A 15,496-nucleotide genomic window follows, 5' to 3' on the forward strand; every position below is an offset into this window, starting at 1 on the left:
GAACGGCGCCCTGCCGGGGACGCTAGAACGCGAAGTCGACGCCGAGGCGGATGGTGCGCGGGCGCAGCGGAGTCTCCTGCGCGCGGGCGACGGCGAAGGGCGTGCCCAGCGCGAAGCGGTTGCCCTTCACATCGGCCAGGTTCGTGATCGAGAGCGTTCCGCCGAGCCGTTCGTTACCGATGCGCACGGTCAGCCCGCTGTCGAGATAATCGCCCTGCAGGTCGCCCAGTTCGGGCCCGATGCCCAGCCGGGACTTGCCGACATAGCTGCCCCACAGGCGCGCATCGAGATCGAGACCGGGGTCGATCGGCCGCGAATATTCGAGCCCGAGACGCCCGGACACCTCCGCGATATTGGGGACGTGCGAGGCGCGTCCCGAAAGCAGGATGGCGGAAAGCGGCGGCTCGTCGATCGTGCTGCGATTGACGCTGAGGCCCCCGGTCAGGCGCAGATCGGGGGTGACGAACACGCCTCCGCTCGCGCTGAGCGTCCACACGCGCCCATCGCCGATATTCGCGGTGCTCGGCAGGCCGAAGGTATCGATGAAATCGGCCTGGATGTCGTTCCAGCGCGTGTAGGAGAGGTTGAGCGCGAGGTCGAAGGGATCGCGCCCGGGCTGCCCGTGCCGCAGGCCCGCTTCGAAGGCCTGCGCATCGTCGCGTTCGAAGCGACGCACGAAGTTGCCCTCGATCGCGAGGCCGCCGGGCCTGAAGCCTTCCTGATAGCGCAGATAGAAGCTGGTGTCCGGCGCCAGCCGGGCCACCAACGATGCCGAGGGAAGGAAGGCGGACTGGTTGCGGCTGGCGGTGACCGCCGCCCTCTCGATCGCGAGGGCGAGCGCCACATCCTCCCCCGCGCCCCCCAGCCGCACCCCCGAGTAGCGACCGCCCAGCGTAGCGGTGAGATTGTCGCGCAACCTGTAGGACCCCTCGGCGTAGACCGTCGCCTCCGTCACGGTGTTGAGCACCCCAGTGGTGGCGGAGCGCAGCGAGCTCGATTGCAGGCTGCGGTTCAGTTCGGTCCGGTTGTCCACCAGGCTCAGCCCCGCGACCCATCCGAACCGGTCCCGGACCGGCTGCCACAGCCGCGTTTCGTGCGCGATCATGCGCGTCTGGTTATCCTGGACGAAAACCCGGTCGCTCAGCATATCGGTCGAGGCGTCGTACCGCTCTTCCAGCGTCTGCCCCGCAATGGCGGTCGAAGAGCGCAGGCGGATGGTGCCGAGACGGCCCCCGACCACCAGTTGGCCATGCAGGTAATCCGCCTCGGATCCTTCGCGAACCCGTGCCGCGCTGTCGTAGCCCGGCTGGTTGCGCGCGGCATACTGGCTGTCGCGCGCATCGGTGCTCTGGCCCAGACCGATCAGGTCGACCGTCCAGCCGGGCGCGACCTGTGCCCGCAGCGTCGCCCGGGCCGACAGGATCGAGGTCCGGTTGACGTCGGTCCGGTCGAGGAACGGCTTGTCGATATAGCCGCCCTCGCTCGCAGCATCGAGGCTGACGCGAAGCCCGGCCGCGTCGGTGGCGAGCGGGAAATTGGCGACTACGCCCAGATCGACGCTGCCCTCGCCATGTTCGGTGAGCGCGCCTCCCAGCGCGCCGGTCGCGAAGCTGTCGCCCAGGTCGGGGCTGTTCGGAACCAGCCTGATGATCCCGCCGAGCGAGCCCGCCCCATACAAGGTGCCCTGCGGCCCTTCGAGAACCTCCACCCGTTCGAGGTCCGACAGCCTCAGGTCGGGATCGGGCGCGTTGTAGCTCAGCCTGATATCGCCGAGATATTGCCCGACCGTGGCCTGCGTCGGGCCGGTGAAGCTGGAATCGGCGATGCCCCTGATGAACAGCTTGTTGCGCCCGCTGCCGAGGTAGGTCGAAGCGACCGTGGCCACCCGCTGGGTGATCTTCTCGGTCCCGCCGACCCCGCCGAGCGTAAGCTCCTCGCCCTCGATGATCGAGACCTGCGCGGGCAGATCCTTCAACGGCAACTCGCGCTTGCTCGCCGTCACCACGATCGGGGGCAGCGGAGCCTGGGGTGGCGGGGCGGGTGCAGGGGGTGGGCTGGTCGGGCGTTCCGCCTTTGCGGGCCGGGTGTCGCGGCGCGGCCGCGCGGGCAGCGGATCGAGACGCCACGCGTTGGGGCCGACGCGGACGGCGCGGGCATTCGCCTGCCGGGTAAGCCGCCGGACCGCCTCGCCCGCAGACATCGTGCCCTGAATGCGGCTGACCTTGCGCTTTGCAAGGACGGACCCGTTGACGACGATGCTCGATCCGGTCTGGCGGGCCAGCGCGATCGCGGTGTCGGCGACCGTGCCCGCGGGTACGTCGACGCGCCGCTCCTGCGCGCTGGCCGGGTAGGCCGCGCTTGCCACGATTGCCACCAGCGGGGCTGCGAGGAAGACCGGAGAGACGCGCACCGTCAGCCTCCGTCGAGGATCCACGCATCGCCGTCGCGGCGGACCTCGATCCCAAGTAGCGGGCCGACCGCGCCCGGATCGCGGCGAAGCGGCTCGATCGCGAGGCTGCCCGAAATCGCGCGGGTGCCGCCCGCCGGGGCAACGCGATATTCGATACCCGTCGCGCGTGAAAGGTCGACCGCGACGTCCGCCAGCGGCGCCTCGCGGAAGGTCAGGCGCCCCTGCCGCCATTCGCCGACCTGTTCGACCGGCATGCTTTCGATCCGATAAGCACCCCCGGCCCGCTCGAAGCTCAGCACCTCGCCCGGGTCGATGCGCGCGGCCGGCCCGCCCGGATCGTAGATCACCGCCCCTTCGGCCACACCGACCGAAACCGCGCTTTGCCGGATGTTCACGTCGAACACGGTGCCTGCGTCGACCAGTGAGGCATCGCCCACCGCGAGGCGGAAGGGATCGCCCTCGTCGTGGCGGATTTCGAAGACCGCCCGCCCGCTTTCGAGGCGCGCCTGCCTCGGGTCGTCGGCATCCACGACGAGGGTCGTCCCGCCCGACAGGATGACGCTGCTGCCTTCGCCCAGGGCAACCGTGCGCGTCTCTCCCGCTGCGGTGTCATAGGTGAGATCCGCATCCCCCGCGGGCCACAGCCACAGCACGGCGAGCGCCGCGAGACATCCGGCGAGGGCCGGCCCGACCCAGCGGCGCAGCGAGCGTTCCTCTTCCTCCTCGTCCGACCAATCCGCATCATTGGCGGGCAGCGAACCGAGCATCTCCGCACCGTCCTGCGCGGCGAGCATCGCACGGTCGTATGCGTCCGAATGGAATGGCGATGCCTCGAGCCATTCGGTGAACGCCGCCCAGTCGTCGAAGTCCGGCTCCGCGGTCCGCACCGCCCACATCGCGGCTTCATCCATGGTTTTCCGATCAAGCGCCATTCGCAAATGCTCCTGGCACCATGACGGAGTCCTCGCCACTATTCCTCATCCAGCCGCTCCCTGAGTTCGACCAGAACCCTGTAGACCTGCCTCAGATCGCTCTCGACGGTGCTGATGCTGACGCCGAACTCCTCGGCGATCACGCGCTGGGCGGCTCCGTCGATCCGGCTCCGGCGGAAGATGCGATTGGCTCGCTCGGGCAATTCGGCAAGAGCTTCCTCGACGCGCCGGGCGAACTGCCTGCCCGCAACCACCCGCTCGGCCGAGGGAGAGTCGGAGACGCCGAGCATGGCGCCGCCGTGTCCTTCGCTCCAGGCGGCATCGCGCAGCTCGGCCTGCCGGGCGGAGCGGTATCGGTCGATCATCGCGGCGTTGGCGGCGCGGTAGAGGTAGGCGAGCGGCGCCGCGATCGGCCCGGCTTGCACCTGCGTGATCCTCAACCAGACCTCGTGGAGAATGTCCTCGGCATCATCGCCCGCCCCGCGCGCGGCGAGAAAGCGGAGAAGCGCGTCCCGGTTGGCCAGGAAAACGGCTTCCAGTCCGTCATGAGGATCAACGGAATGTGCCACCGTCGGTTCTTACTCGCTTGCGCAGGCGGGTGACCAGCAAAGATCCGCGAGGTGGTGGTTGCAAGCTGGATCTGTCTGTAACATCGACGCCGCAATCTGGCGGGTCAGGTATTGGCATCCCGCGCATCTTGCAAGAGTCATCGCGCGGCCGATCGCTCAGCCGGACGGCAGTTTCGACCAGGGGCGCGGAGTATTCCGCCAGGCATCCGTCCCGGCGCGGGGGCACGTCGTGAGGAGATTGTGCCCGACCCGACTATCTGGGATAGAACCCCGCAGCAGCCACACGACCACGCATACCTTCCGCCATGGCAATCGACGCAGCCGGCTTCGTGTCCACAGCGCCGGACCGTGGGAGCACGAACTTGATCTCCAGACTCCGCCGCGCCGCCGGTTTCGCTCTTGCACTTGCGATGCTGGCATGGCCTGCGATCGTCTCCGCCCAATCCACGAGCGAGCCCGGGGACAGCCGGCACGCGCGCGTGCTCTCTCCGGCAGAGCTTTTCGCGCTCGCCGACGACGCCCGCGAGCGCGGGCAATTCAAGGCGGCGGAAAATGCATACCGGGCGCTCGCCCAGCATCCCCAGATCGACCTGCGGACCGAGGCACGCTTCCGCCTTGCGCTGATGCTGGCGGACGATCTTTCCCGCCCCACCGATGCCGCGGTCCTTCTGCGCATGATCCTCGACGAACAGCCCGATGCGGCGCGGGTGCGCGTGGAACTGGCGCGGATGCAGGTGATGCTGGGCAATTACGAGGCTGCCGGGCGCGAACTGCGCGCGGCGCAGGCAGCGGGCGTGCCGGCCGAGGTGGACCGGCTGCTGCGGTTCTACACCCTCGCGCTCGAAAGCCGGAAGCCGTTCGGGGCCAACCTACAGGTCGGTTTCGCGCCCGACAGCAATATCAATCGCGCGACGAGCGAAGATACCCTGTCGACCATCATCGGCGATTTCGACCTGTCCGAAGACGCACGGGCCACGAGCGGCATCGGCGCTTTCGCCCGCGCGCAAGGCTATTACCGACAGGCTGCGGGATCGCGGCTCGATATCCTCTACCGACTGAACGGGCAGGCCCGGGTCTACGAAGACGGCGCATTCAACGACTACGCGCTTTCGGTGCAGGCGGGCCCGCAGATGAGATCGGGTTCGGACGAGATCACGCTTTCCGCCATTGCCAGCCAGCGATGGTTCGGCGGCAAGCCATTCCTCTCCAGCTACGGGGCGTCGATGAATTATCGCCACCCGATGGACGCGCGCACGCGACTGACGGTCGACCTTGCGGGCAATGTCGTGGACGATCGCTTGAACGATCTGCGCGACAATGATCGCGTGAACCTGGCGGTGGGCGTCGACCGGGCCTTCAGCGCGCGGTCGGGTGGCGGCCTGCGGGTCGCGGCCGATCGGCAGATGGCCCGCGATCCCGGCTATTCGCATGCCTCGGGCGAAGTTCAGGCCTACCTGTTCCGCGAACTGGGTTCGGTGACCGTCGTGCTCGATTCGAGCTACAGCCATCTGGAGGCGGACCGGAGGCTGTTCCTCTATCCGCGGCGGCGGATCGACGATCGGTTCGAGCTGGGCATTGCGGGCACTTTCCGCGCGCTGCGCGTGGGACAATTCGCACCGACAATCGGAGTGGACTGGGAAAAGAATACTTCCACGGTCGGAATTTACGATTATCAGAGGCTTAGTGCCGAGGTCGGCATGAGTGCAGCGTTTTGACAATTCGGTCGGCACGGCCGTTGGGGGGAATTCGGTCGGTGAACACTCATCGTGGGGCCGCACAGGCGTCGCTATGTGCTTTGGCGCTTGGTCTGGCCGGATGTGGCGGGGGCGGAGGATCGCCCCCGGTTACCAGTCCGCCGCCGCCCGTTGGTTCCCCGGCACCCGCACCGACGCCTGCTCCAACCCCGGCTCCGTCACCTGCGCCTTCTCCGACGCCGGCCCCTGCTCCGACGCCCACACCGGCGCCGACACCTACGCCCACTCCAGCACCGGCTCCGACACCTACCCCGCCTCCCCCGCCGCCGCCCAGCGGCGCGGTTACCGCGCCGATCGGCAGCACGGGGTACGAGGCGATTGCTGCCTCGACGACGGTCCGGTTCGTGGACGGTCAGCAGCAGGCCGGCGCAAAGGCCGAAATCCTCGATGCCAGCATCGACAATGATTCGACGGACGGAGCAATTCGCCTTTCGGTCGATGGCGAGGACTTCACCTTCGCCGCCAGCGAGGCAGTGATTCGGGCCGGCAATCTCACCCGTTACGACCGCCTCGCGACCGATAAGCAGAGCCGGCTCGATCTGATGTTCGGTCAGCGTCTCGCTTGGTACAGCGATCCCCAGTTCGTGAAGCTGGGGCAGCTGCTCCAGATCGACGGCGATCCCGCGAGCAACGATGTGACGCACCGCTTCGTCGATTTCGTGTTCGGCGTGCCGAGTGCGCCGGGCGACATCCCGACGACCGGCACTGCCGCCTATGCGCTGCAATTCAGCGGCACGCGCGGGTCGTCGATATCGGACGTGGCGCTCGTGATGTTTGGCGACGGCGCGGCTCTGGTCGATTTCGGCAATGGACGGATCGATCTTCGAGGCACCACAGCCGACTTCAAGTTCGACGGGCGCCCGCTTTCATCGCTCGATGGCTCCAGCACGATCAGCGCAAGCGCGCTGATCGGTTCCGACGGCCTGTTCACCAACGGCACGTTCACTGCGACCACCGGCTCGTCAGGCACCTTTACCGGAACGCTTGGTGGAAAGTTCTATGGCCCCGGGGCGACCGAACTCGGCGGAACCATGATCGGCGATGCCAGCAACCTGTTCTACAGCCTTGCCTTCACCGGCTACGAGGTGCCCGACGTCGCCGAAACCGACACGCTTGCGAACCTCACCGGAAGCAACCGGCTCGAGACCGTGCGCCGGGTGGTCGATCTGCCCGATCCGGATCCGAATTTCTCCGAAGCGTCAATCGGCAGGGACATCGTCTACGATGCCGACACCGGAACCTATTTCTTGCCGTATGCGATCTCTGCCGCGTTCGGCCCGAACGATCGCAGGCCTGCAGATGACGGGCAGGACCTCATCGCCTATGGTCTCACGATCCCACGCGCAGACGGCGCGGCAACCTATGAAATCGGGCTGTTCGATGGCAGCACGCAGGGCATCACGCTGTCTTACACCAGCTTCGCCCGCACGCTGGAAACGATCACCGATACTGCGGGCGATCTGGTCGATCAGCAACTGACCTATACCGCCTTCGGCAAGTCCACTCCGGCCGATCAGCTGCCGCAGACCGGCACGGCGAGCTACACCGGCGCGCTGTTCGGCGATGTGACCGACGGCACGCAGGTCCTCTCACCGCTGCGCGGTTCGTCGACCATGCGGGTGGATTTCGGGTCGATGAACCTCACGGGCTCGCTCGCACCCGTGGCGACCGATCTGAACGGTGCCACGCGCGATTTCGGCAGTTTCGACTTTGCCGGCAGTATCGACAGTTTCACCGCCACGTTCGAAGCGATGTTCGGCTCCGCCGAAGGAAGCCTAGCCGGCCGTTTCTTTGGCGACAGGGCGCAGGAATTTGCGGCGACCTTCGGGATCGTTCTGCCCGACGAAGGCCTGAGACTGGAAGGCGTGACCGTGGGCAAACGGAATTCCCCGGCACCGTGAGGTAGCCCACGGCCTGCCGCTGCGCACGCCCGACAGAAATGCCGGATCACGATCGCGGCGCGGCAACGGGCTGCTCTGCGCGATACGCCGGGTCAGGCGCCGCTGGCGAAGGCCTTGGTCGCCTCGACCGCCTTGTGCCACGCGGCCAGTTTGCGCGCGCGGATCGCGGCGTCCATCTGCGAGGTGAAGCGCGCGCCCTCTCCGCCATCCTCCCCCTCGCCTTGGCGAAGGTCGATGTCTTCGGGCAGGATATCGAGCGCGCGGCCGGCGACGAAGGCCGCGCCGACGGCGGTGGTCTCGAGATTGGCAGGACGCTCGATCGTCAGGTCGAGGATGTCGGCGAGGAACTGGCACATCCAGTCGTTGTGAACCATGCCGCCGTCGACGCGCATGGTGGCGGCCGCGATCCCGTCGCTCGCCATCGCCTGCGTCAGGTCGGCGGTCTGGAAGCCGACCGCTTCGAGCATGGCGGCGGCGATCTGTTCGGGCCCCGTCGCACGCGACAGGCCGAAGATGGCGCCGCGCGCATCGGGCAGCCAGTGCGGCGCGCCCAGGCCCGTCAGCGCGGGCACGAAATAGACGTCGGTGCCATGCTCCAGCCCGCGCGCCATCGCCTCGCTCTCGGCCGCATCGTCCATCAGCGCCAGATTGTCGCGCAGCCACTGTACGCCCGCGCCCGCGATGAAGATCGACCCTTCGAGCGCATAGGCCACCTTGCCGCGCAGCCGGTAGGCGATGGTCGAGATCAGCCGGTGGTCCGAGCGCACGATCTCCTCGCCCGTGTTGAGCAGGATGAACCCGCCCGTGCCGTAGGTCGACTTGGCCTCGCCCGGCGCGAAGCATTGCTGGCCGATCAGCGCCGCCTGCTGGTCGCCTGCGATGCCGCGCACGGGGATCGGCGCATCGCAGCCCTCGATGCGGGTCTCGCCGAAATCGGCATCGCAATCGCGGACCTCCGGCAGCATGGCGCGCGGCACGCCGAACAGGTCGAGCAGCTCGTCGTCCCATTGCAGCGTTTCGATATTGTAGAGGCTGGTGCGCGAGGCGTTGGTGACGTCGGTCGCATGGACGCGGCCTTGCGTCAGGTGCCACAGGAGGAAGCTGTCGATCGTGCCGCAGGCGAGCTTGCCCGCCGGGGCCGCCTCGCGCGCGCCGTCTACATTGTCGAGCAGCCAGCCGATCTTGGTGGCGGAGAAATAGGGATCGAGCAGCAGCCCCGTCCGCTCCGCGATCAGCGCCTCGGCGCCCTGCTGCGCCAGCGCCTTGCACTGGGGCGCGGTGCGGCGATCCTGCCAGACGATGGCATTATGGATCGGCTTTCCGGTGGCGCGGTCCCACACGACCACGGTCTCGCGCTGGTTGGTGATGCCGAGCGCTTTCACGCTCACGCCCTCCGCCGCCGCCTCGGCAATGGCGGCGCGCGTGGTCTGCTGCGTCGCCTGCCAGATTTCCTCGGCATCGTGCTCGACCCAGCCGCTATGCGGATAGATCTGGCGCAGCTCGCACTGGCTGGTCGCCACGACCTTCATCGCCTGGTCGAAGATAATCGCCCGGGTCGAGGTGGTGCCCTGGTCGATCGCGAGAATGCCGGTCGTCATGCTGCCCTTGCTCCCTGCCGCGCTCTGCTGCCGCGTCGGACCGCAGGCCCTACCCGAAACCGGCGCCCCTTGGCGAGGGGCTAGGCGCGCGTCAGGCGCTGGCTTCCTCGCGCCGGGGCAGCGGCATGACCAGCCGGAAGGCGGTTCCCCCGCCTCCACCAGCACCGGTGGGCACGTAGCCGCCATCGGCATGCAGCTGGGCCGATAGCGCCTGCACGATCCGCATGCCGAGCCCCGTGCTGCCCTCGGAACGCACCGCCGAATCGAAGCCCACGCCGTCGTCGCCGATGGTCAGCGTGAGATGGTCGCCCTCGACCTGCGTGCTCAGCGTCACCGTGCCCTGCGCGCCGTCGGGAAAGGCGTATTTGGCGGAATTGATCGCCATTTCGACCACGATCAGCGCCAGCGGGACCGAATATTCCACGCCCAGTTCCACCCGCTCGCCCTCGTGCACGAAGCGGTAGCGTACCGCATCGTCGTCCGCCCCGATCGAGGCGACCACATTGGTCAGCAGGTCTTCGAGATAGCCGACGATCTCCACCCGGTCGTGCGCGCTGGTGTCGTAGAGCCGCTCGTGCACGCGGGCGACGGTTTCCACGCGGCTGCGCGCCTCGCGCAGGTGGCCCGCCAGCACCTCGTCGCCCATCCGTTCCTGCAGCTTGAGCAGCGAGGTAATGATCTGGAGGCTGTTCTTGACCCGGTGATTGACCTCGTGAAGCAGCGCATCCTTGGTTTCGAGCGCGGTTTCGAGATCGCGCTCGATCTGCTTGCGCGAGGTAATGTCGAGCGAGGCGAGGAACACGCGCTTGTTCGAATTGCGCATCGGCGTGATCGTGGCGACGAACCAACGGTCGAGCCCGTCGGCCTTCCACGGATATTCGACGATCGTCGGCTCCTGGCTCGCCTGCGCCTTGTGGAACCCTTCTATGATCCAGTCGGCGTAGCGATCCCCCAGTACCGCACGGCCCGACTGGCCGCACAGCGTGTCGAGCCCGAAGGCCGAAGCCATGCGCTGATTGCCCATGACGAGCCGGAAATCGTCCTCCTCGACGTCGATCACGGCGGTATAGACGCCCGCGGTTTCGAAGAAGGCGCGCACGGTTTCTTCGCTTTCGCGCAGTTCATTGCGCGCCTGCATCGTGTCGGTCACGTCGCGGATGGTGAGGACCGCGCCGATCTGCGCCCCGTCCTCGTCGCGCAGCGGCTTGGCGCTGCCCACCGCCCATACCTCGCTGCCGTCGGGGCGGCGGATGATCCACGGCGCGTCGAACACCTCCTCGCCCCGAACCGCGCGGGCGAGCGCGAGGTCTTCGAACGGGTGAGGTTGCCCGTCGACGGTGAACAGGTGGTAGCGTTCCGAGTAGTTCTCGGGCTCGACATGCAGGTCGGCTACGCCGTGCATCTCGCGCGCGGCATTGTTGACGTAGCGGATGGCGCCTTTCGCGTCGGCCACGATCACGCCTTCGGCGAGCTGATCGAGCACGGGAGCGGAGGCTAGCTGGTCGAGATCGAATACGGCGTGAGGCATCGTCGTGCGCGCTAATCCTGAAGCAACGTCCTTCGCGCCACCACTCGCAACCGGACTTGAGGCGGCGCGATTATCACAGGCTGGCGAAGAGCGGAAGTTATTGTGAACCCTGTGCCACGGCGCACGGACCGCAGCCTACGCTCCGGGCGTGCCGGTGGTGCCCACTTCCTGCATTTGCGGATTATTGGGCACCAGGATCAGCGTGCCCTGCTCCACCCGCCATTGCGACAAGCGGCTGAGCAGGTTCATCCCGATCACGTTGGTCTCGCCGATATTGGGCGCGATCACCGCGTCGAGGCCGAAGGCCGCGACATTGCCGAAGCGCAGCTCTTCCACCGTGGTGGTGCCGACCGAGATCGTCCCGTTGGCGGTGGTCATCATCACCGGCAGGCGATCGGTCCGCGGCTCCAGCCCCGCCGCCTGCGCGGTCGATTCGGAAATCGCGGTCAGCGTCGCGCCGGTATCGACGAGGAAGCGCGCGGGCACGCCGTTGACCTCCGCATTGAGCCAGTAGTGCCCGTCAGGCGCGAGCTCCACGCGCGTCTCGCCGCCCACCACGCTTTGTTCGGGCAGCCCGACACCGGACATCGCCACATCGAAGCGCGGGTCGAGCCGCGCGAGCTGCAGCACGATCAGCACCAGCACGCCGCACAGCACCAGCGTGCTCCCCGTGCTCAGCATCCGGCCCACGAAGATGTCGCGCCGCGCCATCGTGCCCCCCAGCCAGCCGAGCACCAGCGCGGCGACCGCGATGATCAGGAGCCCAGACTGCGGGATGCTGGCGATGGTCGCGGCCAGTTGGTCGAATACGGGCTTCAGGTCCATGCGTGCCTATATAGAGCGCAGCGGGTCTCTATTCCATGAATGGAAATGGCTTGCGTAGAGCCGGAGATTTTCGAACTTCGCCTTCACCATCCGCTCATGCTGAGGTTGTCGAAGCATCGCACTGCCTGAAGAAACAGGACGGTCCTTCGACAAGGTCAGGACGAGCGGGAATAAGGTGATTGAGGCAATCAGGGCGCGCTGCGCGGCACACTCGCCTCGGCGAGCACGACGCTGAAGCGCTCCTCGCTGTCGAGCCAGCGCGCCACCGGAGTCCATTCGCCCGCGAGCAACTGCTTGTCCGCGCTGCGGCGGTCGAACTTGTGGCTGTTTTCGGTATGGATCGTTTCGCCTGCGGCCATGGAGAATTCCTCGCCCGCGATTTCGAACGCGATGTCCTCGGTCGCCACCAGATGCATCTCTACCCGCGCGAAACGGTCGTTCCAGCGCGCGGAATGCTCCAGCTTGTCGACTTGTATGGTCCCGCCCAGCTCGCGGTTGATCCGCCGTGCCAGGTTGAGGTTGAACTCGGCCGTCACCCGTCCCGCGTCGTCGTATGCGGCCTCGAGCACGGCGGTGTCCTTGATCAGGTCCATGCCGACGAGCAGCATCGATCCCTCGCCCAGCGTCTCGCGCATGGTGCGCAGCAGGTCGGTCGCGGTGCGCGCGACCATGTTGCCCAGCGTGCCGCCGGGGAAGAAGCCGAGCTTGGGAATGTCCGCGACTTCGGCGGGCAATTCGACCCGGCGCATGAAATCGGCCTCCACCGGGTAGACCGGCAGGCCGGGGAACTTGGCCGACAGGTCGGCGGCCGCCGCGCGCAGGAAATCGCCCGCAATGTCGAGCGGGACGTAGGCCGCGGGATCGATCGCGCTGAGAAGGGCAGGCGTCTTGACCGAAGAGCCGCTGCCGAATTCGACCACCGCACGTCCCTTGCCGATCGCCTGCGCGAATTCGGCGCCGCGCGATTTCAGGATTTCCGTCTCTGCACGGGCTGGGTAATATTCGGGGACCTGCGTGATGTCCTCGTAGAGCTGCGATCCCGCATCGTCGTAGAGCCAGCGCGCGGGTATCGCCTTCTGCCCCTCGCGCATGCCGGAGAGCACATCGGCACGAAAGGCCCGGTCGACCCCCGTCTCGTCGCGGTCGACCAGTTGCAGGCCTGTCGTGTCGCGCATCAGATATCCTTTGCGAGGCGCAGGCCGGTGAACTGCCAGCGCTGGTGGGGGTAGAAGAAATTGCGGTAGGATGCGCGCGAATGACCGCGCGGGGTGGCGCAGCTCGCGCCCTTCAGCACGAACTGTCCACTCATGAACTTGCCGTTATATTCGCCGACCGCGCCGGCAGCGGGCTGGAAGCGCGGAAAAGGCAGGTAGGCGCTGCGGGTGAACTGCCAGCAATCGCCGAACAGTCCCGCCGAGCCGACCGGATGCACCGGCCCTGCCGCATCGAGCTGGTTGCCCGCGGCAGGGTCGTGCGCGGGCGCGTCTTCGGCGTGCTGTCCGCGAGCGACCGCTTCCCATTCGAATTCGGTCGGCAGGCGCGCCCTGTCCCATGCCCCGCCCTGTTCTGCCGCCCAGCTGGCGAAGGCGTCGGCCTCAAAATAGGAAATATGCGTCACCGGCGCGTGCGGGTCGCGCGGCTGCCATCCGGCGAGGGTGAACTGCTCATCATCGCGCCAATAAAGCGGTGCGCGCACGCCATTGTCGTTGACCCATGCCCATCCGTCGGAGAGCCAGAATGCGGCGTTCCGATACCCGCCATCGGCGATGAAGATGTCCCACTCGGCATTGGTGATCAGGCTATCGGCAAGCGCGAAGGGTTCGAGCAGGACGCGGTGGCGGGGACCTTCGCAATCGAACGCAAAGCCGCCTCCCTTGTGCCCGACCGCGCCGATCCCGCCGGGATGCTCGGTCCAGCCGCGTTCGCACGCGGTGGCCGCAGGCAGCGGAGCATCGAACATCGCGGGGCCGAGCGGGTTCTGGAACAGCGCATGCTTGATGTCGGTCAGCAGAAGCTCCTGGTGCTGCTGTTCGTGCGCGACGCCCAGCTCGATCAGCGGGGCGAGTTCGGAATCATCGAGCAGCGCGCCCATCGCTTCGGTTACGTGTGCCCGCCAGCCGAGAAGGTCCTCAACGGTCGGACGCGAGAGCATGCCGCGCGAAAAGCGCCCGATCCGCTCGCCCTCGCACTCGTAGTAGGAATTGAACAGAAACGGCCAGCGCTCGTCGTAGAGCGCGTATCCGTCGAGGTGGTCGCGCAGCAGGAAGCTTTCCCAGAACCACGTGGTGTGCGCCAGATGCCACTTGGCGGGCGAGGCGTCTTCCATCGACTGGATGGTCGCGTCGCTTTCGCTAAGCGGCGCGCACAGCGCCTCGCTCAGCGCGCGCGTTGCATGGAAGCGTTCTGCGAGCGAGCCGTCCTCCGCTTCGGTGCGGGGTACTGCCACTTTCGTTTGCGGTCGGGCCACGGATCCTCTCCTACCGGGCGAGCAATCCTGACCCACCTTGGGGAATTGAACAACCGAAGGGAAGCCCGGTTTCCCGAATTGCCATTTGTATGGCCTAAAGCAGCAGGTGAGCGGGCCGTGGCCTCGGAGAGGACCTACGCCGCTGCGGCGGCGCGAGCAGCCTCCGGCTGCAGCATTTCGGCAATCGCGAAGGCCAGTTCGAGCGCCTGCGCCGCATTGAGGCGCGGGTCGCAATGCGTGTGGTAACGGCTCGAAAGCTCGGCATCTGTGATCGCCACCGCGCCGCCGACGCATTCGGTCACGTTCTGCCCGGTCATCTCCAGATGGACACCGCCGGCATAGCTCCCCTCCGCGCGATGGACCGCGAAGACCGCCGCCAGCTCGGCCTTGATCCGGTCGAAGGGCCTGGTCTTGTAGCCGCTGTCGGACTTGACCACGTTGCCGTGCATCGGGTCGCTCGACCACACCACCGGGTGCCCTTCGCGCTGCACGGCGCGGATCAGCTTGGGCAGGTGCGCCTCCACCTTGTCATGCCCGAAGCGCGTGATCAGCACAATCCGCCCGCTCTCGCGCGCCGGGTTGAGCGTATCGAGCAATTTCAGCAGCACGTCGGGATCGAGGCTGGGGCCGCATTTCACGCCGATCGGATTGCGGATGCCGCGCATGAATTCGACATGCGCGCTGCCTTCGAAACGCGTGCGGTCGCCGATCCAGACCATGTGCGCGCTGGAATCGTACCACTGCCCGTTGCCCGGATCGCGCCGGGTCATCGCCTGTTCGTAGGGCAGCAGCAGCGCCTCGTGGCTGGTGTAGAAATTGGTCCCCTGCAATTGCGGCAGTTCGCCCGGATCGATCCCGCAGGCGGCCATGAAGTCGAGCGCTTCGGTAATCCGGTCCGCCATCGAGAGGAATTTCTCCGACCACGGGCTGCGGCCCATGAAATCGAGGGTCCAGTCATGCACCTGCCGCAGGTTGGCATAGCCGCCCCCGGCATAGGCGCGCAGCAGGTTCAATGTGGAGGATGCCTGGTAATAGGCGCGCACCATGCGCTGCGGATCGTTGCGGCGCGATTCCGGTGTGAACTCGATCCCGTTGACATTGTCGCCGAAATAGCTGGGCAGCGTCACGTCGCCCTGCGTTTCGGTCTCGCTCGAACGTGGCTTGGCGAACTGGCCTGCCATGCGGCCGACCTTCACCACCGGCAGCGATCCGGCGAAGGTCAGCACCACCGCCATCTGCAGGATCACGCGGAAGGTGTCGCGAATGTTCTCGGGTGCGAACTCGGCGAAGCTTTCCGCGCAATCCCCGCCCTGGAGCAGGAAGGCCTTGCCCGCCTGGACCCGCGCCAGCTCGCCCTTCAGCGCGTCGGATTCGCCCGCGAAGACCAGCGGAGGGCACGCGCCAAGCTCGCTCTCCGCACGTGCCAGCGCCGCAGCATCCTCGTAGGCGGGCAGATGCTTCGCCTCGAAATTCGTCCAGCTATCGGGGCTCCAGTCGGAAGCCATGTCACTA

At 67.1% G+C, this 15,496-nt stretch carries 11 protein-coding genes; 2 read left to right on the top strand and 9 right to left on the bottom strand.

The genetic code is table 11. From position 1 onward, the window contains the following. Positions 1 to 22 precede the first annotated feature (22 nt). Genes DL238_RS15195 through DL238_RS15205 form a run of 3 tightly spaced genes read right to left on the bottom strand, consistent with a single transcriptional unit; the run spans position 23 to position 3,911 of the window. Positions 23 to 2,410 (bottom strand): TonB-dependent receptor, encoded by a 2,388-nt coding sequence (locus DL238_RS15195; protein ID WP_115493276.1) that lies wholly within the window; start codon positions 2,408 to 2,410, stop codon positions 23 to 25. 2 nt (positions 2,411 to 2,412) lie between these two features. Further along, positions 2,413 to 3,321 (bottom strand): FecR family protein, encoded by a 909-nt coding sequence (locus tag DL238_RS15200; RefSeq protein ID WP_234031133.1) that lies wholly within the window; start codon positions 3,319 to 3,321, stop codon positions 2,413 to 2,415. Between the two features lie 59 nt (positions 3,322 to 3,380). Next, complete coding sequence (locus DL238_RS15205; RefSeq protein WP_115493278.1) at positions 3,381 to 3,911, bottom strand: RNA polymerase sigma factor; 531 nt, start codon at positions 3,909 to 3,911, stop codon at positions 3,381 to 3,383. A gap of 362 nt (positions 3,912 to 4,273) precedes the next feature. Here DL238_RS15205 and DL238_RS15210 point away from each other — a divergent pair, with 362 nt between their 5' ends. After that, the gene (locus DL238_RS15210) at positions 4,274 to 5,626 is read left to right on the top strand and encodes a surface lipoprotein assembly modifier (protein WP_234031134.1); all 1,353 of its coding nucleotides are present in this window, start codon (positions 4,274 to 4,276) and stop codon (positions 5,624 to 5,626) included. Positions 5,627 to 6,009: 383 nt separating this feature from the next. Next, positions 6,010 to 7,566, top strand: a complete 1,557-nt coding sequence (locus tag DL238_RS15215; RefSeq protein ID WP_181883978.1) for a transferrin-binding protein-like solute binding protein — start codon at positions 6,010 to 6,012, stop codon at positions 7,564 to 7,566. A gap of 92 nt (positions 7,567 to 7,658) precedes the next feature. On the opposite strand, the gene glpK is transcribed toward DL238_RS15215, so the two are convergent. From glpK to DL238_RS15245, 6 genes are all read right to left on the bottom strand, one after another. Further along, positions 7,659 to 9,164, bottom strand: coding sequence for a glycerol kinase GlpK (glpK, locus tag DL238_RS15220; protein WP_115493280.1), 1,506 nt, complete (start codon positions 9,162 to 9,164; stop codon positions 7,659 to 7,661). Positions 9,165 to 9,255: 91 nt separating this feature from the next. Then, positions 9,256 to 10,692: a sensor histidine kinase gene (locus DL238_RS15225; RefSeq protein ID WP_115493281.1), complete on the bottom strand. Its 1,437-nt coding sequence runs from the start codon at positions 10,690 to 10,692 to the stop codon at positions 9,256 to 9,258. 135 nt (positions 10,693 to 10,827) lie between these two features. Beyond that, positions 10,828 to 11,517 carry a retropepsin-like aspartic protease family protein gene (locus DL238_RS15230; RefSeq protein ID WP_115493282.1) on the bottom strand — a complete coding sequence of 230 codons (690 nt, stop codon included), beginning with the start codon at positions 11,515 to 11,517 and terminating at the stop codon, positions 10,828 to 10,830. 188 nt (positions 11,518 to 11,705) lie between these two features. Further along, the gene (gene egtD / locus DL238_RS15235; RefSeq protein WP_115493283.1) at positions 11,706 to 12,692 is read right to left on the bottom strand and encodes an L-histidine N(alpha)-methyltransferase; all 987 of its coding nucleotides are present in this window, start codon (positions 12,690 to 12,692) and stop codon (positions 11,706 to 11,708) included. Further along, complete coding sequence (egtB, locus tag DL238_RS15240) at positions 12,692 to 13,984, bottom strand: ergothioneine biosynthesis protein EgtB (protein ID WP_407640856.1); 1,293 nt, start codon at positions 13,982 to 13,984, stop codon at positions 12,692 to 12,694. Before egtB ends, egtD begins: the two co-directional genes overlap by 1 nt. Positions 13,985 to 14,118: 134 nt before the next feature. Next, positions 14,119 to 15,489, bottom strand: a complete 1,371-nt coding sequence (locus DL238_RS15245) for a class II 3-deoxy-7-phosphoheptulonate synthase (protein WP_115493285.1) — start codon at positions 15,487 to 15,489, stop codon at positions 14,119 to 14,121. Between the last annotated feature and the right edge of the window lie 7 nt (positions 15,490 to 15,496).

Origin of the sequence: Alteriqipengyuania lutimaris (genome assembly GCF_003363135.1) — a bacterium.
GTDB classification, from domain to species: domain Bacteria; phylum Pseudomonadota; class Alphaproteobacteria; order Sphingomonadales; family Sphingomonadaceae; genus Alteriqipengyuania; species Alteriqipengyuania lutimaris.

Coding starts and splice junctions, on each gene's coding strand:
- DL238_RS15200 (WP_234031133.1), bottom strand. CDS start 3,321: ATGGATGAAGCCGCGATGTGGGCGGTGCGGACCGCGGAGCCGGACTTC.
- glpK (WP_115493280.1), bottom strand. CDS start 9,164: ATGACGACCGGCATTCTCGCGATCGACCAGGGCACCACCTCGACCCGG.
- DL238_RS15225 (WP_115493281.1), bottom strand. CDS start 10,692: ATGCCTCACGCCGTATTCGATCTCGACCAGCTAGCCTCCGCTCCCGTG.
- DL238_RS15230 (WP_115493282.1), bottom strand. CDS start 11,517: ATGGACCTGAAGCCCGTATTCGACCAACTGGCCGCGACCATCGCCAGC.
- egtD (WP_115493283.1), bottom strand. CDS start 12,692: ATGCGCGACACGACAGGCCTGCAACTGGTCGACCGCGACGAGACGGGG.
- DL238_RS15245 (WP_115493285.1), bottom strand. CDS start 15,489: ATGGCTTCCGACTGGAGCCCCGATAGCTGGACGAATTTCGAGGCGAAG.